At 43.1% G+C, this 19,654-nt stretch carries 17 protein-coding genes and 2 pseudogenes; 4 read left to right on the top strand and 15 right to left on the bottom strand.

Features of this window, described 5'->3' with window-relative positions; translation table 11 throughout:
- Positions 1–21: 21 nt before the first annotated feature.
- Positions 22–1,742, bottom strand: a pseudogene (gene ggt, locus ACRQ5D_RS04485) (gamma-glutamyltransferase).
- A gap of 243 nt (positions 1,743–1,985) precedes the next feature.
- On the opposite strand from ggt, the gene ACRQ5D_RS04490 reads away from it, so the two are divergent.
- The gene (locus tag ACRQ5D_RS04490) at positions 1,986–2,480 is read left to right on the top strand and encodes a hypothetical protein (protein ID WP_091171899.1); all 495 of its coding nucleotides are present in this window, start codon (positions 1,986–1,988) and stop codon (positions 2,478–2,480) included.
- A 27-nt stretch (positions 2,481–2,507) separates the two neighbouring features.
- On the opposite strand, the gene ACRQ5D_RS04495 is transcribed toward ACRQ5D_RS04490, so the two are convergent.
- From ACRQ5D_RS04495 to ACRQ5D_RS04505, 3 genes are all read right to left on the bottom strand, one after another.
- Positions 2,508–3,425: a T9SS type A sorting domain-containing protein gene (locus tag ACRQ5D_RS04495; RefSeq protein ID WP_432328482.1), complete on the bottom strand. Its 918-nt coding sequence runs from the start codon at positions 3,423–3,425 to the stop codon at positions 2,508–2,510.
- 14 nt (positions 3,426–3,439) lie between these two features.
- Positions 3,440–6,247, bottom strand: a complete 2,808-nt coding sequence (locus ACRQ5D_RS04500; RefSeq protein ID WP_432328483.1) for a S8 family serine peptidase — start codon at positions 6,245–6,247, stop codon at positions 3,440–3,442.
- A gap of 109 nt (positions 6,248–6,356) precedes the next feature.
- Positions 6,357–8,006: an NAD+ synthase gene (locus ACRQ5D_RS04505; protein ID WP_091171896.1), complete on the bottom strand. Its 1,650-nt coding sequence runs from the start codon at positions 8,004–8,006 to the stop codon at positions 6,357–6,359.
- Positions 8,007–8,151: 145 nt separating this feature from the next.
- Here ACRQ5D_RS04505 and gldB point away from each other — a divergent pair, with 145 nt between their 5' ends.
- Positions 8,152–9,189 carry a gliding motility lipoprotein GldB gene (gene gldB, locus ACRQ5D_RS04510; RefSeq protein ID WP_091171893.1) on the top strand — a complete coding sequence of 346 codons (1,038 nt, stop codon included), beginning with the start codon at positions 8,152–8,154 and terminating at the stop codon, positions 9,187–9,189.
- A gap of 67 nt (positions 9,190–9,256) precedes the next feature.
- On the opposite strand, the gene ACRQ5D_RS04515 is transcribed toward gldB, so the two are convergent.
- The 11 genes and pseudogenes from ACRQ5D_RS04515 to ACRQ5D_RS04565 form a co-directional block, all read right to left on the bottom strand.
- A complete protein-coding gene (locus ACRQ5D_RS04515) occupies positions 9,257–9,454 on the bottom strand; it encodes a hypothetical protein (protein ID WP_090530314.1) in 198 nt (65 codons plus the stop codon).
- 61 nt (positions 9,455–9,515) lie between these two features.
- A complete protein-coding gene (locus ACRQ5D_RS04520; protein WP_091171890.1) occupies positions 9,516–10,409 on the bottom strand; it encodes a DUF4349 domain-containing protein in 894 nt (297 codons plus the stop codon).
- Complete coding sequence (locus tag ACRQ5D_RS04525) at positions 10,351–10,563, bottom strand: hypothetical protein (protein ID WP_431199147.1); 213 nt, start codon at positions 10,561–10,563, stop codon at positions 10,351–10,353. The genes ACRQ5D_RS04520 and ACRQ5D_RS04525 overlap by 59 nt, the downstream gene beginning before the upstream one ends.
- Before the next feature lie 144 nt (positions 10,564–10,707).
- Entirely contained in the window at positions 10,708–11,595 is an 888-nt protein-coding gene (gene atpG / locus ACRQ5D_RS04530) for an ATP synthase F1 subunit gamma (protein WP_091171888.1), read from the bottom strand.
- A 146-nt stretch (positions 11,596–11,741) separates the two neighbouring features.
- A pseudogene (atpA, locus tag ACRQ5D_RS04535) lies at positions 11,742–13,317 on the bottom strand (F0F1 ATP synthase subunit alpha).
- Between the two features lie 42 nt (positions 13,318–13,359).
- Positions 13,360–13,902: an ATP synthase F1 subunit delta gene (gene atpH, locus ACRQ5D_RS04540; RefSeq protein ID WP_090530328.1), complete on the bottom strand. Its 543-nt coding sequence runs from the start codon at positions 13,900–13,902 to the stop codon at positions 13,360–13,362.
- Positions 13,903–14,020: 118 nt separating this feature from the next.
- Positions 14,021–14,515, bottom strand: coding sequence for a F0F1 ATP synthase subunit B (gene atpF, locus ACRQ5D_RS04545; RefSeq protein ID WP_091171880.1), 495 nt, complete (start codon positions 14,513–14,515; stop codon positions 14,021–14,023).
- Positions 14,516–14,612: 97 nt separating this feature from the next.
- Positions 14,613–14,822 (bottom strand): ATP synthase F0 subunit C, encoded by a 210-nt coding sequence (atpE, locus tag ACRQ5D_RS04550; protein WP_091171878.1) that lies wholly within the window; start codon positions 14,820–14,822, stop codon positions 14,613–14,615.
- Positions 14,823–14,868: 46 nt separating this feature from the next.
- On the bottom strand, positions 14,869–15,951 hold the full coding sequence (gene atpB / locus ACRQ5D_RS04555) for a F0F1 ATP synthase subunit A (protein WP_091171877.1): 1,083 nt from the start codon (positions 15,949–15,951) through the stop codon (positions 14,869–14,871).
- A gap of 14 nt (positions 15,952–15,965) precedes the next feature.
- A complete protein-coding gene (locus ACRQ5D_RS04560) occupies positions 15,966–16,217 on the bottom strand; it encodes a hypothetical protein (protein ID WP_431199149.1) in 252 nt (83 codons plus the stop codon).
- 132 nt (positions 16,218–16,349) lie between these two features.
- On the bottom strand, positions 16,350–16,580 hold the full coding sequence (locus ACRQ5D_RS04565; protein WP_091171873.1) for an AtpZ/AtpI family protein: 231 nt from the start codon (positions 16,578–16,580) through the stop codon (positions 16,350–16,352).
- Positions 16,581–16,763: 183 nt separating this feature from the next.
- Here ACRQ5D_RS04565 and ACRQ5D_RS04570 point away from each other — a divergent pair, with 183 nt between their 5' ends.
- Both ACRQ5D_RS04570 and ACRQ5D_RS04575 read left to right on the top strand, forming a co-directional pair.
- The gene (locus tag ACRQ5D_RS04570) at positions 16,764–17,252 is read left to right on the top strand and encodes a tetratricopeptide repeat protein (RefSeq protein WP_431199150.1); all 489 of its coding nucleotides are present in this window, start codon (positions 16,764–16,766) and stop codon (positions 17,250–17,252) included.
- Between the two features lie 26 nt (positions 17,253–17,278).
- Positions 17,279–19,615: a tetratricopeptide repeat protein gene (locus ACRQ5D_RS04575; RefSeq protein ID WP_431199151.1), complete on the top strand. Its 2,337-nt coding sequence runs from the start codon at positions 17,279–17,281 to the stop codon at positions 19,613–19,615.
- Positions 19,616–19,654: the final 39 nt, after the last annotated feature.

Genomic DNA, 19,654 nt, shown 5'->3' on the forward strand with positions numbered 1-19,654 from the left:
CACTAAAAAATGCTATTGCTACTAAAAACCCATCTTAGTATCATCCCCTCTCGGGTCGGCCCCGCCTTCGTAATAGCCCCATTTAGTTTTGAGGATAGCGTCAACACGGCCAATGGATTTGGTGGTTACAATCTTATATCCTTTGCTTTGTAGCTTGCCAACTGTAGTACTGTCAACACCGTCCTTCTCAATAGTTACTTCGTCGGGCAGCCACTGGCTGTGGAAACGTTTTGATGCAACAGCCTGCTGCATGTTCTGATTAAATTCAATTACATTGAGTATGGTTTGGAAAACAGAGGTAATAATAGTTGAACCGCCGGGAGTTCCTACCACCATAAACAATCTGCCGTCCTTTTCAACAATAGTGGGTGTCATGGATGATAACATCCGCTTCCCGGGCTGGATGCTGTTAGCCTTGCCACCAACCAACCCGTACATGTTTGGCACACCGGGCTTGGAGCTAAAATCATCCATTTCATTATTCAGCAAAAAGCCCGCCCCGCCTACAAATATCTTTGAGCCAAAACTATCATTCAATGTGGTGGTAACAGATACCGCGTTGCCCTCTCTGTCCACAATGGAATAATGCGTGGTTTGGTCGCTTTCATAACCAACAAATGACCCTGGCTGGATACTGGCACTTGGCGTAGCAGCGTCCCAGTTAAAGCTTTTCATGCGCGATGTAATATAAGCCGGCTGGAGCAGGCTATCAACCGGCACGTTATAAAAGTCCGGGTCGCCAAGGTATTTAGAACGGTCTGCGTATACCCGGCGCTCCGCTTCCACGATAAGCCTCATGGTAGAATCCTGATTGAAGCCCCATCTTTTAAGCGGATAAGGCTCAACCGATTTCAGCAATTGCAATAAAGCAATCCCCCGCTTGAAGGCGGCGGCATGGTAATGATCTTGTAATCCTTGTATTTACCAACAAGTGCATCACGCCAAACAGCATGATAGTTTTTGAGATCAGCTTTCGTGATAAGGCCATTACCAAGTTTCATTTCATCAACAATCAAATCCGCAACAGGCCCGTCATAAAAACCGTCACGCCCTTTATCCCGGATCTGTTCAAATGTTTTGGCCAGATCTTCCTGTATCAATAAATCGCCTTCCTTCCATTCCCCTTCTTTTACCAAATAATTTTTACCCGGGTTTAATTTTCTAAATTGTCCGGCGGTATGGTTAAGATCGCTGGCCAAATGTTTCGTTATTTTAAAACCGTTGCGGGCAAGTTTAATGGCAGGTTCAATCAAATCGGCCCATTTCAGTTTGCCGTACTTACGATGAGCCTCAACCATTCCATCAACTGATCCTGGCACGCCCGATGCTTTGTGGGTATACAAACTCATATTGGGGATTACATTACCGGCCGAATCAAGATACATATTAACATTAGCTGCACCCGGGCCTTTTTCCCTAAAATCAAGTGTGCTTGTTTTACCGTTACCGGCACGGTAAACCATGAAACCGCCGCCACCTATGTTGCCGGCTTCGGGCAAAGTGACTGCCAAAGCAAATTGCACCGCTACGGCGGCATCAACTGCATTACCTCCTTTCTTCAATATATCAAGCCCCACCTGTGCGGCATCGGGATATGCGCAAACTACCATTCCGTTACGGTACTGACCGCTGTTATTGAGCCCGAGCTGCCCCGGTGCACATCCCGACAAAACAAAAAATATTACGGATAAAAACAGTATCTGGAATTTCGGATTATTTATTTCAAGGCGGTTTATAGTCATTACAGCAATTTAATTTTCACTAAAATAACTTATTTGGGTGCTTTATTTAACAATCCGAAACCATTCTTTTCTATTGAAAACCAATCCAATACCAATCAAAGCACAATGTTTTTTAAACACATATAGCATAAAAAAGCAATTCTGGCGTTTATTTGCATGAAATAAAAAGCTCAAAATTAAGCTAAACAAGCTGGTCACTTTTTTGTTACAGCTACATTATTGTCAATCATTAAATTCATCTGCATGAAAAAACTAACGTACCTTTTATTATTTTCCGTATTCTTTTTATTGATCAGCAAAAACTCACAGGCCCAAGACTATAAAACAGCAGTAGGTTTAAAATTTGGCGCATACGAGGTTGGCCCCTCTGTTAAATATTTTATGGATAAAGGCACCGCGCTTGAAGGCATCCTGGGTATCCGCGATCACGGTGCGGTATTAACCGGCTTGTATGAATTAAACCAGCAAGCTTTTAATGTTGATAAACTGAGCTTTTATTATGGCTTTGGCGGCCACCTTGGTTCGGTAGGCAATGGCTACTACAAACGTTTTGGCGGCGACGACGAATACTACAACGGCAAACACATCCTGATAGGTGCCGATGCTGTTATCGGTTTGGAATATGTTATCCCTAATGCGCCAATTGCAATCAGCCTTGACCTTAATCCACGACTTGAACTGGCAAGAGGGCCATTTTTCGATATCGCACCCGGACTGGGATTAAAGTATACCTTCTAAAAAATAAAAGAGATTATCATCACCTGCCTAACGGGTGATGATAACTTTTTGCGAATAGACCTTCTGTCCAAGCAATACCCTAAGCACATATACCCCAGGCGTTTGCCTGCTCACATTCAAAATAGTGCTGTAATTACCATGATCAATATTTTGCTGCCCACCCTGGTAAACCGCTTCACCTAAAGCATTAATGAGAGATAATTTCATAGTGGTGGCTTCTTTGGCCGCAAATACCACGTTTAAATCAGTGCTTACCGGTACCGGGAACACGCTCAACCCAATTTCATTTTTATTTCCGGCCCTGCCTTCGCGTGCGTAAACATAATTATCTGATTGCGCCACACAGCCATTGGCCAGTGTAACCTGCACCTGGTATTTTCCACTTTGTACAGGGTTGTAAGTTGCAGCGGTGGCCCCGCTTATTACAGTGCCATTTAACAGCCACTGGTTACCATCGGTAAAGTTTGAGTTAAGGGTGTTATTGGTTTGGGTAATAAACGGTCTGCTCAACGTTACCGCTTTACGCGTGGCCGATGCACAGCCCAGGCTTTGCACCTTCATATCGTAAAAATAATAGTAGTACCCTTTGTAGGCGGTAGTATCGCCATTGGTTGCAGTGGCGCTGTTACCGGTAATGCTAAATATATTACCGATCTTAAACGGATAACCTGTTACCCCTCCGTTGTTACGATATATTGTAGCCTGGTCAGCAAAATCAACCGATATCTGGTAATTGCCGGCACCTGGTAACGACAGGTTTAAATCATACACCTGTCCCTGATCGTTAGGGTCATCGGGCTGTGCGCCTGCCAGAGGGGTGGTACGGGTTGCAACAGCATTTATAGTAACCGACGATACAATTTGCCCGTTAGCATTGGATACATTAAATGTTATTTTCCCCGAATTGCCAATGTAAAGACGCGCGCTTTTAATTAATACCGGCACCTTAGTGTTTACAGTTACATAAGGGGTAAACTGGTTATACCCCCAGCCGTAAATACTCTTTTAGTAGCAGGACCAATTGTTCCGCTAAAATCATTAACGCCTGCATAGTAAGTATTATTAACCGGCGCCTGAGTTGTTAACGCTTCGCTTCCGGCGGCTATGGGCAATTCATCAGTTGCATTCTGATACCATAGTACAGTACCGTCACCGGTGCCAAATAACTCGTATTGATTGGTAGTGGTACAATAATAAGCACTCAGATCGCCAATAGTTGCCGGCGAATTAATGGTAATATTGGCTGTAACCGAATTATTGCTGCTAACCGGATCGCCGGTAAGTTTACTGGTAGCGGTAATAGTATAGGATGCTCCTGCAACCGCATTAAACTCCTGGCTAAAGGTAAAGTTATCCTCGGCCAATGCTGGCAATGATGCCTTATAGATCTCGTTGTAAGTAGTTGTAACATTATTGGCATTGGTAATGGTAACTGTTATCGGGATATTGTTTATAGCTGCGTTGCCAAAATTTTTAAGCCTCACCGTAACAGGTGTACTCGCCGAGCACGAACCACTGCTGCCAGGGCTAACAATGGAAATAACGCCTGCGTCAATACTGGTTTGCAGAAATTGCACCCGGTAATCCTGGGTTTCGCCTTTGGTATAGCTGCCGCAAGCTTTAATGGTTGATGCATCGCCGGTTTCAGTAAGCACAACCCGCATCAGGCTATAAGCCCCGGCAGTTACTGTTCCCGGCACGGTAATGTTGGTATTATAGGTACCGGTTCCATTAATGATCCCGGTTGTTGCTGCCAGTTCATTATCTTCAAACACACCGTTAGCATTCCAGTCTATAAACACTTTTGCAGCTTTATTAAAATTGTTGCCGCAAGTACCAAGGGTGATGCTCAAAGGATACGTTTTAGCCTGCTCAAGCTGTACGGTAAGGTTGGTATAGTCCGAGTAGCCCGTGCAACCTGCAGCCGCGGTATTATCAATATTAGCGAGTTTTAAATTATCAATCTTTGAGTCGGCATTTGAAAGCGGAGCCGAAGCACAGTAAGCAGTTCCCCCAACCCCGGTAACAATAAGCGAGTATGCCTGCGACCCGGATGACAAGCTTCCTTTATGCGATACTGTAATAGTATAAGCCCTGCCGGGAACCGAATTAGGGATATATACCTGTTCAATGTTATCCCTGATATTGTCCCCTTTAGTTGCAGAAAATCCGGGCTTATTAGGGTCAAGCACCCAGGGGGTAAAAGTTGTTGTGCCGTCGCTTACCCTGATATCGAGGTCATTCACCAATTTAGGAGTTCGGCTGTTGATCACCCCCTCGGTAGTTGGCGTACCTTGCAGATCGGTCCATGATATGGTTGCGGCCAGTAAGCGGTTACCGGATGCTATTACGTTATAGGTTTGTGTTTGTCCCTGTGTAAGCGTTTTTTCGCTTACCATGCTTTTACCACCATTATTGGTTATTGCTTGTGCAGCCTCGGTCATATTAAGCAATCCCCAGCCATAAATATAATCAGGCCCTATATTACCGGCATCAAAGGCAGTATGGCAAACCAACCCTTTCAATGTGGCCGACCGCATAAATGTTCCTCCATTTTGTTTAGCATAGTATTCCTGCAGCAAATAAAGCGAGCCCGTAACATTAGGGGCAGCCATTGAGGTGCCTGATAAAGTAGCGTATGAGGTAGTGTTATCAACCCCTACCGAAAGTACGTTAACACCATCGCCTACAATATCGGGTTTGATACGGCCATCGTCCGTTGGGCCCCAGCTACTGAAAGGCGCTATGGCTACATCACTTCGGTTTTTTGGCCCATACAATAGCGGGTAAACTGCACCTACAGTAAGTATGTTTTTGGCATTACCGCTGGTGCTGATAATATCATAACTATCATTATTGCTGATCCCGGCAGGGCGGGCGCCTTTGTTCACAAAAGTTTGATCGGTTTTACTTTTGTAACCATAGTAGGTTTCGCCTACCGCAGGGCCATTACTTGAACGCTCATTACCCGCCGATTCAACAATGAGGTAATATGGGGCATTATAAGCTATCTTATCCCAGTTGGCTGTTTTTGAGTCGTAGAAACCAAAGTTATAATCTACCGTGTCGCCTGGTAAACCATTCCATTCCCAGCGGCCGGCCGAATCATTATAATCCCAACCCGTTACTACCCCGTATGAGTGATTGGAAAGTAGAAGATTGGCAGCAGCGGCACTCATGGTGGTTTCATCATTATTAAAATCATACGACTGAAGCGTTGTTGCCCCAAACGACATGCCCTTAGCCGGTGCATAAATGCCTTTGGCAATCATGGTACCTGCCACGTGTGATGAATGGTCATTTACCGGTTCGGTTGTTTTTAGTGTGATGGTTTTACCTGCAAATTCCTGGTGCGCTTTGTAAACCGCGCCGCCATCCCATATGGCCAGCTTGTTGGTCAAAAAATCTGACGATCCTGACAAGTTCAAACCTAATGAACCTCCGGGCTGCAGGGTATTAGTACCTGTGGTGGCTGCCGCGGTGGTATTATTATGCGTAATAAGATATATAGGGAACCCTAATTTATTAACTCCCTGTAAGGTAACCAGGTTGCCGTTTTTTGTACGGCGGGATAATGTCCATCCATGCGTGGCCGCTAATGACACTGCCTTGTCGTGAGATGCTTTATAGTTTGTGAGCGATTGCTGTGAAATATCGTTAAGCTGAAGCCTGTTCTTTTCGCTGATCAATGACTGTTGGGCCATAGCGTCGCTTACTGAAAACAACAGCAAAAAGCAAAAGGAAACAATTGTGTAAAGTTTGATCATTGGTTTGAAAGATAGGCAATTTTAAGAAAAATCAACCTCAACTAAAACAAAACAACCAACGCTTTACAATATTCGTAAACTTGACAATTAAAGAGTGAAATTTTAGCTGTTACGACAGGTATTTACCCACAATAGGCATCCTGCGGCCCATACCAAATGCTTTTGGCGACACCCTTAAAATAGGGGGCGTTTGATAACGCTTATGCTCGGCCGAATTAGTAAGCTTGATAACCCGGCGAACGGTTGCCTCGTCATACCCCATTCTGATGATCTCGGCCGATGAGCAGCGATTTTCGATATACTCGGCCAGGATCTTGTCAAGGACATCATATTCGGGCAGTGAATCGGTATCTTTTTGATCGGGCCTTAACTCGGCCGATGGCGGTTTAACGATTGAATTGATCGGGATGATCTCCTTATCACGGTTAATATATCGCGCCAGCTCAAAAACCTGGGTTTTATAAACATCGCCAATAACCGAAATACCACCGCACATATCACCATACAAAGTACCGTAGCCAACAGCTGCCTCGCTCTTGTTACTGGTATTTAGCAAAATATAGCCAAACTTATTGCACATCGCCATTAATAAAACAGCCCTGCTGCGCGATTGGATATTTTCCTCCGCGATATTAAAAGGCAAACCATCAAACTGTGGGTTTAATGCTGTTTCAAAGGCCTCTGTAATGCTTTTAATGGGCACTATTTCGTGTTTGCAACCAAGGTTATCAACCAAATCCTGAGCATCTTTTAATGAATGATCTGTTGAAAAGCGTGAAGGCAGTAATACAGCCATCACATTTTGCGGCCCCAGCGCCTCTGCAGCCAAAGCACATACCACAGCCGAATCTATCCCGCCTGATAAGCCTAAAATTGCCTGCTTAAAGCCCGATTTATAAAAATAATCACGGATGCCGAGGATTACTGCCTGGTAAATTTGCTCAATATCTCCCGGACGTTCGGTTTTTATCGTTGTTGGATGATCAAAGCTCAACGTGTTATCCTCATTCAATGTATAGTAAGCCATGCTTTCATCAAAATAAGGCATCTCATCAATTAGCTTACCTGTATTATCAAACACCAGCGAACCTCCATCAAATATCAACTCTGTTTGCGCGCCAACATGGTTAACATATAACAGAGGCAACTTATAACGGCTGGCGTTATCACTCAATATCTCGATTCGTTCTTCATCGTGATTATAGGCAAAAGGTGATGCCGCAATGTTAATCATTACATGCGGAGTCTGGTGTATGAGGGTATCCATCGGTCGGGTAACATACAGCGGGTTTTCGATGGTATTCCACAGATCCTCGCAAATAGTCAGCGCTATTCGCTTGCCCTTAAACTCAATACAATTAAACTCGGTTGAAGGCTCAAAGTAACGGTATTCATCAAATACATCGTAATTAGGCAGCAAGGCTTTGTTTACCACTGCTTTCACCTCGCCATTCTCAATAAAATACGCCGAATTACTGAGGTCCTTACCCTCTGTTTTATGGTTAGGTGTTGGCAAGCCAATGATGCAGGCTATATCCACACATACTTCAGCAATCTTTTTAGCTGCTTCGTCGCAAAGACCTATAAATTCATCAAACTCTAAAAAATCGCGCGAAGGATAACCGCAAACACATAGCTCGGCAAATACAACCAGGTCAGCCCCGTTATTTTTCGCCTTGATAATATGATTAATGATTTTATTGGTGTTCGATTCAAAATTACCTACGTGATAGTTGAGCTGGGCTAACGCGATTTTCATAGTATATGTATATTTTAGTCTTAAGTCGCAAGTCTTCAGTATAAAGTCAAAAAATAAGACTTTCGATTTAGGACTACCGACTATTGACTTAACAATAGTAGCAACATTAATGCAAATAAATTTACTTTTGCCTTAAAGGATAAAGATGAACCCTACCCGGTATATAGCAAAGCAAATTTACTTAATTTTTTCCATCGGCCTGATATTAAGCAGCTGTACCCGCAACAAAAAAATTGATGTAAGCAATATCAACGTTAATGTCAAAATTGAACGGTTCGACCATGATTTTGATGCCATGCACAACAAGCCGATGGCCTTACAAGCTTCCTACCTGCAAAAACAATACGGCAGTTTTTACCCTGATTTTATTGAACGCATTTTACAGGTTGGCAGTACTAAGGATACCACCTATTTTAAAGCCCTTCGCCAGGTGTTCGCGGGCAAAGCCTATAACGACCTCAAGCACGACGCCGATGCCGCCTTCCCTAATATGGACCGGCAGAACGCCAGCCTTACCGAGGCTTTTAAATACATTAAATATTATTACCCTCAAAAACCGCTCCCGCGGGTATATGCTTATATTTCCGGTTTCCAGGCCCAAACTACCATTGGCGATGGCTATTTCGGCGTCGGGATAGATTTGTTTCTGGGTGCGGATTCGCGTTTTTATCCTTCGCTTACCAATGCTTTTCCACATTATCTTTCCAGGTGGTTTACGCCTGATAACATTACGCCCCGAGTGGTTGAAGGCATAGCACGTGAGGACATGTTCCCGGAAGATGACAATGATAAAGCCTTGCTTAATAAAATGATCTATAACGGCAAGATCATGTACTTTATGGACAAGATACTGCCGGATATGGCCGATAGCACCAAGATCCGTTATAGTACAGAACAATTGAAATGGTGCCATGAATTTGAAAGTAAAATCTGGGGATACTTTTTAGAACAAAACCTGCTTTACGAAACTGATTATCAAAAAATCCAAAAATATCTTACAGAAGCCCCCTTCACTCCCGGCCTTGGCGAAAAGAATGAATCGGCACCGAAACTTGCTGTGTGGACGGGCTGGCAGATAGTAAGGAAATATATGGATAAGCACCCTGATGTAACGCTACCACAGCTGATGGCCGATAAAGATGCCCAAAAACTCCTGAACGAATCGGGATATCACCCCAAATAAAAGGCACAAAAAAAGCGTCTTCAAAATGAAGGCGCTTTTTTTATATCATTTCCCTTTTACAGGTTTGTTACTTCATAATTGCGAAAACGCATTTCAAAGCGATTAGGATACCAATGATCAAAATAATATTTGATATAGAAGTAAACATGAAGCCTGTGTTGGCATCGCCGGCAAAACGCAGGAACACGCCTACTATACCGATAACAATAGCTACAGTTAATAATTTGTAATGACCTTCTGCGTTAGCATTTTCCATTGATTCCATGGTACCGATTTTTAATGTTTGCGCAAAAATAGAAATGTTTACCGAAAAAGCGACAAAGTTTTTATGATTTTATGCCGCCGGCAAACCAGGTTGGGTGTTTACGTTTGTAATAGCGGTATATTGCCCACAAACCTATGCCCCAAATTATAAATACCCATAAGTTAGCGAGGCCCAGGATCAGTTCAACAAAAAGTTGCCGGCCATTGCTCAAAGCTATCATCAGCCTGTTAACAAATGGCAACTGATAGGCAGAAGGATCGTCGTTGGCTATCATTTCCTGATTTATAAAATTGCTTTGGTAAAAGCTAAGGTTAACAATGCTGTATTTTACCGCTTCATCTGTGCGCATATTGCCAATTTGCTGATCAACCATATCGTCCTTCAATAACATCACATTTACGGGATTTTTGATTACAATTTTGCCTTTCTTTTGCTGCTCTACCAAATCCTGACGGTTTTTCAATTTCAGTTTTTCGGAAAGATAGTCAAGCGTACGGTCTTCAATATCCATTTTGCGCAGCGTAACATACATACCCATGTGTGCCACTTCCGTCATAAAGCTTTCAAGCTTCTCTGAAGGAAGTTTAAGCGTCATGTCGGCATCAGTTCTTAGCGCCGATACTCGTTTAACCGAATCATTACTCACACGGATATCTTCTGATCGCTCTACATAGGCCTGCATTTGATGATGCACTACCATGCCACCGTTGCGGGCGGTAAGCGCCGCTATGGCATCGCCCGTTTGCTGAACACTTTTTACTTTAAAACGCATGTCGGCAGTTTTTACCAGTTTGGTTGTCGGGATATCCACCTTTGATGTGTCGGTCATTTTAGCCACCGTATCCGCACTCGATGAAGAAGCTTTGTCATCGCGGATGGCTTCATAATTTGAGCCCTTACAAGCGCCCAGCAGCAACACGCCCGCCAGTAACGCCAGGAATAACTTTGTTTTCATAACTGTTTAATTTTCTTTGGTATACATTGATACCGAAGAGTGGCAAGAGGCAACCCAGACGGCTGATTTTTGTTATGATTATGGTGATTTCGCTGATTTCGTCTGAACCAGGATTTTTTGGATTAAACTGATTTGGGGATTTGCTTTTTTGCAAGTACTGGTTGAGTTTAGCGATAGCGTAACTTTAATCAGCGTTTGGGTAACGGGGTATCAAGACAATCCTCCAATCCCAAAAATCAAGGTTCAAAAAAAGGCCTTCCTTCCGGAAAGCCTTTTCTATATAAAAGTACTCTTAAACTTAGTTACCGCCTGAAAGGGCTGCCGCGCCACTCACGATCTCGGTAAGCTCGGTAGTGATGGCTGCCTGACGGGCCTGGTTGTACGAAAGTTTTAATGATTTCAAAAGCTCGCCGGCATTTTCGGTTGCTTTGTCCATCGCTGTCATACGGGCACCGTGTTCAGAAGCGTTTGAATCCAATACAGCACGGTACAGTTGGATCTTGATGTTTTTAGGGATCAGTTGCTCAACAATTTCCTGTTGTGATGGCTCAAGGATGTAATCAACATTAGCTGCCTTTATTTCCTCTTTCTTCTCGGCCTTTGGCACCGGTAATAACTGTTCAGCAATCAGGTATTGTACCGCGGCATTACGGAAGTGGTTATACACCAGTTCCACACGGTCGTAGTCGCCGTTAACAAAGCCCTGCATAATCGCTTCGGTAATTTTTGAAGCATTCTCGAAATTAAGATCCGAGTACAGGTCGTTGTTATTACCAATTACGTTGTACTTACGCCTTTGGTAAAACTCCTGGGCTTTTTTACCGATAGCAACAATAGATACGTTACCGGCAGAAAGCTGTTTAGGATATTTTTCGGCAATAAGGTTATTGGCTGTTTTAATAACGTTAGCGTTGAAAGCACCGGCCAAACCACGGTTTGATGATACCACAACTACCAATACACGTACCGGCTCACGCTCCTGAAGGTATGGAGAAGTGTTATCCTCCAAACTTGCAGATAAGTTAGCCAGCAGGTCCTTCAACTTACTTGCGTAAGGGCGCAGCTGAATAATAGCGTTGGTAGCACGTTTCAACTTAGCAGCCGAAACCATTTTCATAGCCTTGGTGATCTGCTGGGTTGATGATACAGATTTGATCCTGTTTCTTACTTCTTTTAAATTAGCCATTCTTTATTGAGATGTGAGATTTGAGATATGAGATTTGAGATAGCCTCACATCTGCACTTTCAATCTGTTTATCTAATTTATATAAAGACGTCAGATGTGGAAGAGACCAGTCTCATATCTCACATCTAACATCTCAAATCTAAAAATTAATACCTTGCTGACAGTTCTTTAGCTACTGTTTCCAGTACGCCGGTAAGCTGGTCGTCAAATTTACCTGCTTTAAGGGCAGCTAAAACTTCTGGGTGACGAGCTTCTAACTGATCGGTAAATTCGGTTTCGAATTCCCTTACCTTATTTACCGGTACGTTACGCATTAAGTTTTTTGTACCTAAGTAAATGATAGCAACTTGTTTTTCTACAGTCACCGGTGAGTATTGACCTTGTTTCAAGATCTCTACGTTACGGATACCTTTATCTAACACGTTTTTGGTTGAAGCGTCAAGGTCAGAACCGAATTTTGAGAATGCCTCAAGCTCACGGAACTGAGCCTGGTCAAGTTTCAAAGTACCGGCAACTTTCTTCATTGATTTGATCTGTGCGTTACCACCTACACGTGATACAGAGATACCTACGTTGATAGCCGGACAGAACACCTGCGTTGAACAAGTTAGATTCAAGGAAGATCTGACCGTCGGTGATAGAGATTACGTTGGTTGGGATGTATGCAGATACGTCACCAGCTTGTGTTTCAATGATTGGAAGAGCTGTTAATGAACCACCACCTTTAACGATGCCTTTGATTGACTCAGGAAGGTCGTTCATTTGCTGCGCGATAGAATCATTTGAGTTGATTTTAGCGGCACGCTCTAATAAACGGCTGTGCAGGTAAAATACATCACCCGGGTAAGCCTCACGGCCCGGTGGACGACGTAACAACAATGAAACCTCACGGTAAGCAACAGCTTGTTTTGACAAGTCATCATAGATGATCAAAGCCGGACGGCCTGTATCACGGAAGTACTCGCCGATAGCTGCACCTGCAAACGGAGCAAAGAACTGCATGGTAGCAGAGTCTGAAGCGTTAGCAGCAACTACGATAGAGTAAGGCATAGCGCCGTTCTCTTCAAGCGTACGAACAATGTTAGCAACAGTTGATGCTTTTTGTCCGCAAGCTACATATATACAGATTACAGGTTTACCTGCATCATAAAATTCTTTTTGGTTGATGATGGTATCGATACAAACCGCAGTTTTACCGGTTTGACGGTCACCGATAACCAACTCACGCTGGCCACGACCGATAGGGATCATCGCGTCGATAGCTTTGATACCAGTTTGTAATGGCTCGGTTACAGGCTGACGATAGATTACACCTGGCGCTTTACGCTCAAGCGGCATCTCGTAAGTTTGACCGGTGATTGGGCCTTTACCATCAATAGGGGCACCCAAGGTATCAACAACACGGCCAAGCATGCCTTCGCCTACGTTGATTGATGCAATCCTGTTGGTACGTTTAACGGTATCACCTTCTTTAATATCGTCAGATTTACCTAACAATACCACACCCACGTTATCTTCTTCAAGGTTAAGTACGATGCCTTGCAATCCTGTGCCAAACTCAACCAACTCACCCGACTGTACTTTAGTTAATCCATAAACGCGTGCGATACCGTCACCCACCTGGAGTACAGTACCCACTTCTTCTAATTCAGATTCTGACTTGAAGCCGGCCAACTGCTGACGCAAAATTGCTGATACTTCGTCTGGTCTTACCTCTACCATTGTTTAAAATTTATTTAGAGTTTTACTTTTAATACTTACTAATTACGCCTTTACAGCAAATTCCTTTTTCATTTTCCTCAGGCTTGCGGCAATACTGGTATCAACCTGCCTGTCACCTATAGTTAACACAAAACCGCCTATCAAAGCCGGGTCAACTTTAGTTTCCAGCACTACTGTACCGCCAACTGATTGTTGCAATTCGGCAACCAATGTTTTCTTATTAGCTTCAGAAAGCGCAGTAGCTGATGTTACCTTAGCTTTGGTGATATGGTTTTTAACATTGTACAGGTTAATGTACTCGCCGGCGGTAAAATATAATACTTCGCCGCGCCCTTTGTTAACCATCAGCTTAAAGAAAGCGATAGTAGTTTTGCTAACCTTATTTAAAAATATCTCGTCAAGGATCTTGATCTTTTTTGAATGAGATATAATAGGATTAGCCAATACTGCTACCAGTTCGGGGCTGCCCTTCAGGGTTTTTAAGAAAAGGTCCATATCGGCTTTGACCTCTGCAACAATTCCTTGTTCCTGTGCAAGATCAATGATCGATTTGGCGTACCTGGTTGCTACCGTGATTTCTGACATGTTTTTTTATTTCGGATTTCGAATTTTCGATTTCGGAATTTTCAATTTGAATTTCGGTTTTGAATAGGTCAGCGAGTACCGGATTAAATCCGAAATTCTACGCCCCAAATCCGAAATCTTATAACTTCACTTCTTTCAATAATTGGCTAACCAATTCGTCTTGTTGCTGCTGATCTTCAAATTGCTTACGAAGGATCTTCTCGGCAATCTCCAAAGATAAAGTAGCTACCTGGTTTTTAACATCAGCTAAAGCAATTGCTTTTTGGTTGTTAATTTCAACACGGGCAAGCTCAATCATACGTGCACCTTCTTTGTGTGCAACCTCTTTAGCATCAGATACGATCTGATCTTTAGCTTTACGTGCTTCAGACAAGATCAGGTCGCGCTCTGCACGGGCTTGTTTAATTAACGATTCGTTCTCGTTAGTTAAACGGCTCATTTCTTCTTTAGCAGCTTCTGCTTTTAATAACGCATCTTCAATTGAACGTTCACGCTCGCCAATGGCTGCCATGATCGGTTTCCAGGCAAACTTAGCTAAAATAAAAAACAGAAAAGCGAAGGCTACTGTGGTCCAAACAACTAAACCTAAATCTGGGACAACTAATGGATTCATTTTATATTGATCTCTTTTTCTACTTTAATAAAACATTTTAATAAGAACCGCTCCGGTGCCAATCGCGCCGGCCGCGGTTCCTAATTTTTTGAGCTGATTAACGTAAGCCCAGGAATGATACTACCACACCGAACAAAGCAGCACCTTCGATAAGAGCTGCAGCGATGATCATGGCAGTTTGGATTTTTGAAGCAGCTTCTGGCTGACGTGATATACCTTCCATGGCTTTACCACCAACCTGACCGATACCGATACCAGCACCGATTACCGCTAAACCTGCACCTAATGCAGCAATACTTCCAATCATGATTTTAAATTTAAAATGTTAATATATATTTATAGTTATTTACTAATTAATGATGGTGCTCCTCAATCGCAGTACCAATAAACAAGGCGGTAAGCAGTGTAAAAATGAACGCCTGTAACATGGCAACCAATAATTCAAGCACATCCATAAACACCACGAAAGCTACAGATACTGGCGCGATAGCCACAGACTTAAACACGAATATCAGTGATATTAAGCTAAGTACAATAATGTGACCCGCTGTAATGTTTGCGAACAAACGAATCATTAATGCGAATGGCTTTGAAAAGATCCCCAATATCTCAACAACCCACCATAATGGCCACAACCAAACCGGCACTGAGCTTGGTACAAAAATGTGCGCCCAATAGTGTTTGTTACCATTAAAATTAACTACCAGCAGGGTTATCACTGCAAGCACCATAGTCACAGCGATATTACCGGTAAGGTTTGAACCACCCGGAAAGAACGGCACTAAACCAATCAGGTTATTAATCAGGATAAAGAAAAACACGGTCAACAATAACGGCATAAAACGCGCATATTTATAACCGATATTTGGCAACGCGATCTCATCGCGCACAAATAAAATAACGGGCTCAAGGAACGACTGCAAGCCCTTTGGAGCTTTACCAATACGCTTCCGATAGGCTGATGCCACACTAAGAAAAATAAGAAGCAATGCAAAAACTGACATCAGCATTGAAGCTACATTTTTGGTGATAGACAGATCGAAAACTTTGGCCGCAGTATCTTCTGTTTTATCTTCGCCGGTTACTGCTTTTATTTTATCATGCACAAGGGCGTATTTATAGTATTTACCCCCGTGAATTTTTTCACCCTCTTCAAACACTGACGACATGAAAACTTCAAGTCCTTTATCAGTGTAAAGTATTACCGGAAGCGGCATAGCAAGTTTTCCACCTATGTGGAAATAATGGGAATCCGAAATGTGCTCCATAATGGTTTCAGTCGGATCAAATTTGGCTTCTTCCTTTGTTTCGGTGGCGGGCTCAGCGGGATTTTTTTCTTGTAAAGCGAGTGCTTTTACAGATACAAACAGCGAAAAAACGCTTAAAACGATACCTAAGGTGATTTTTTTTGAGTTCAAAACAGGCCTAAAATCCATTAGCAGAGAGTTTTTTACTTTAATTTTTGGTTGCGCAAGGTACACAACAAACCGTAAATTTCAAAGGCTATGTTTAAGAAATAAACGTAAAAAAAATTGACCAGGAAAATCCCGTTGTTTGGTTTTATCTTCATCAGAAAAAACAGGGCGAAGAACATTGCCGCTAAAATCTTGACAGTAGTAGCAGCAAGAAAGGTTTGAGTGTACAGCGAGTAGTTGATCTTACCCACAAAATTCACCAAAAAAACGGTGATAAATGTAAGCATCGATATAAAAAAAGATGAGCCAAAAGCGCGGTACGAGCCAGTTGGCATGGCCGGTATAAATAAGCAAAACAGGAGGGATTGCCGTGATAATTACGAACAGGAAAAAGGATAGGATAACGCGCGCCAATTTTGTCAATTTTTTACAGATCGAATAACAAGGAATAATGCAATGAACACCCCGGTAAGCGAAAGTGCGGCAGTAACCCACTTTACAGCATGCCGGGCGCTCTCGTCAATTTTATAACCAACGAAGGCGCAAATACCGATGACCACGATCATCTGGAACGCGATACCGGAAAACTTAGCATAGCTGCTAACCTCCTTACCTACCTCATCTTTGTTATTTTCGTCATTTTCGGGCATGCGCAAATTTATTAAACCTATTGCATAATCTTTAGTATTTTAGCAATGCTTTTTTAACTACCATATAGCATTGAGGCGATTATCATCATCCTATAAATCAAACACCCACTTTTTTTTCTGTTTGCAGTTATACTGGTAGCGGCAGGTTGTTCGCTTGAAAAACAAAGCGGGTTTAACCGCACCATGCAAAACCTCACTGCCCACTACAACATATTATTTAATGCTAACGAAATTTTAAGGCTCAAGCAGGAAAGCTATGCAGCATCTTTTCCCGATGCCTATAGTGAACTATTAAATGTTTACCCCGATACCACCGCACAAACAGGTACGCCTGATAAGGACCTGGAAGAAGCCATTGTAAAAGCCAACAAGATCATCAGTATTAAGGAGCAAAGCCATTATTTAGGTGATGCTTACCTGGTACTGGGCAAATCCCGGTACCTGGAGGCTAATTATTTTGATGCTGTTGAGTATTGTAATTATGTAACCCGTTCATTTGGCAAACAAGCCAATCTAAAGCAGGAGGCTTTGGTATGGAAAGCCCGCGGGCTTATGTACCTTAACCAGTTACCTTTAGCTAAACTGGTAATTGATTCGGCCATACAGGATATCAACCCTAAAAAAATATTACTGCCGATGTTTACGCCACCAAGCTGCAATATGATATCTTAACCCAAAACTATGCCGAAGCCCAAGAGATGGCTAAACTGGCCATTAAATACAGTTATATCAGCAATCTCAAACTCCGCTGGATATTTATCCTGGGCCAATTACAGGAAGTCAACCTCAAGCCGGCCGATGCCTATGAAAGCTATACCCGCATAGTTAAAAGCAACGCCAGTTTTGAAATGGCATTTAATGCCAACCTTAACAGGATCCGCATACGCGACAATCAAAACGGTGTTAAAGCCAGTAAGATCGACCTATTACGTGCCCTGCTTAAGAATGAAGACAATGCCGATTTTTACGACCAGATCTATTACCAGATTGGTGAACAACAGTTCAAAGCCGGCGAAATCGACAACGCGCTGAAAAGTTACAAGCAATCGGTACGGGTTAGCACCAAAAACCAAAACCAAAAAGGGCTGTCATACCTGCGCATTGCCGATATCAACTTTAAAAACAAGGCCGATTACGCAAACGCCAGGCTTTATTATGACAGTACGCTCAATAACCTGTCGACAAATTATCCCGGTTATCAGCTCATCCGCAAAAAGGCCGATAACCTGCAGATTCTTACCCGCCTGCTTGAAACCATCTCGCGCGAAGATACTCTGCAAATGCTTGCCGCTTTGGATGAAAAAGCCCGTGATGCCCATATAGATGAAATGGTAGCCCGCAAAACACGCCAGCAGCAACAAGCCGCTTTGGAAACCACCGGTGCCGCTGCCAATGTCAATAACGGCACTATGTCAAATACGCTCGACAGGAACAATAATTCATCTTCCTCCAATAAAAACAGCGGCAGTACGTTTTACTTTTACAATAACAGCGCCATAAGCCAGGGTTATAATGACTTTAAGCGTTTATGGGGCAACCGTAAGCTGGACGATAACTGGCGCCGCAGCAGGCGTTCAAATACTGGTATTCCTACAGCCAATACCGGCATTGGCTCACAGGTTAATGATCCGGATGCGCCTGTTGGCAGCGCAGCTTATAATACTGCCAATGTATCGGCAGGCACTTTTAGACAGGACCTGGTTAAAAACCTGCCTCTGACTCCCGCCCTACTGCAGCAATCAAATTTCAGGGTTTATAACGCCTATTTTGAAATGGCTAATTTTTATCGCGATGTATTGGAAGATAAAAAGGAAGCTATTGCCACTTACGAAACCCTGCTTGCGCGTTTCCCTCAAAGCAACGATAAGCCTTCAGTTTATTATAACCTGTACAGGCTTTATGCCGATATAGACGCTGCAAAGTCAAACGATTACAAAAACAGGCTGCTTAAAGAGTATCCGGAAAGTGTATTTGCTAAAGTAATTCTCGATCCGGATTATGCACGCAAGCTGGCAGATGTAGATGCTGTATTTAACGGCTTTTATAACGAAGTGTACGATCAGTATGCTCAAAAGCAATACGCAAAAGTGATTGAGAAAGCAAATGATTTGCTTAACAAATATCCTGACAACCGGTATGCAGCGCAGTTATACTATCTGAAAGCTATTGCTGCCGGGCATATGGAAAAGTTGCCGCCATTTCAGGCCGATCTGCAGTTAATCGCCGCAAAATATCCGCAGGATAAGCTCATCGCCCCACTGGTAAACCAACACCTGGCCTATATCGATTCGAACAAGGTCGAAATAGCTGCGCGTCCGGTGGTATTATTTAATGATGATCCTAACGAGATCCCTTTTACCCCACCAGTAGCATATCAAAAACAAACAGAATACCGTCCGCCATATACCCCATCGGCACAAAATGTAACTCCCCAGGAGCGCCTGCCCGAACGGGACACGCGTATAATAGCCGGAGCTAAAACATCGGCACCACAAATTCAGCAGGCTGCAATTCAACAACCAAAACAACTTGCCGTAGGCCAGATCCCTTTACCGCAACACCAAATGCCGGATACTTCAAGGGATATAGCCACGCAGCAGGCACCTAAACAAAAAGATACTGTGGCTACGGTTCACCCGGCCGCCATTAACAATACACCAGCGGTAAACTACATATTCAGCAAGCGCGACAGCAGCAACTATTACTTTGTGATAAATGTATCCAGTGGTACAACTAATCTGGCTTCTACACGTTTTGGAGTAGGGCAGTTTAACCGTACACGATACACCCGCAGCGAAGTAATCCACCACGTTAAAAGCGTTGGCGAAAATAACCAGCTGATATACGTTGGCCGTTTTTACAGCCTTGCCGATGCTAAAGATTATGCACGTACCATTGTACCTCTGCTACCCGATATTATGAAGGTTCCAAAGGATAAATACAGCATTTTTATCATTACCAAAGAAAATCTGGATAAATTAGCAACCCAAAGTATATTGGATAGTTATTTTGACTACTATCAGAAATTTTATTAGAAAATGAGAACCACTAACACAAGGTTTAACTCGAAAAAT

Origin of the sequence: Mucilaginibacter sp. P25 (assembly GCF_050859465.1) — a bacterium.
In the GTDB taxonomy this organism is placed as follows: domain Bacteria; phylum Bacteroidota; class Bacteroidia; order Sphingobacteriales; family Sphingobacteriaceae; genus Mucilaginibacter; species Mucilaginibacter gossypii.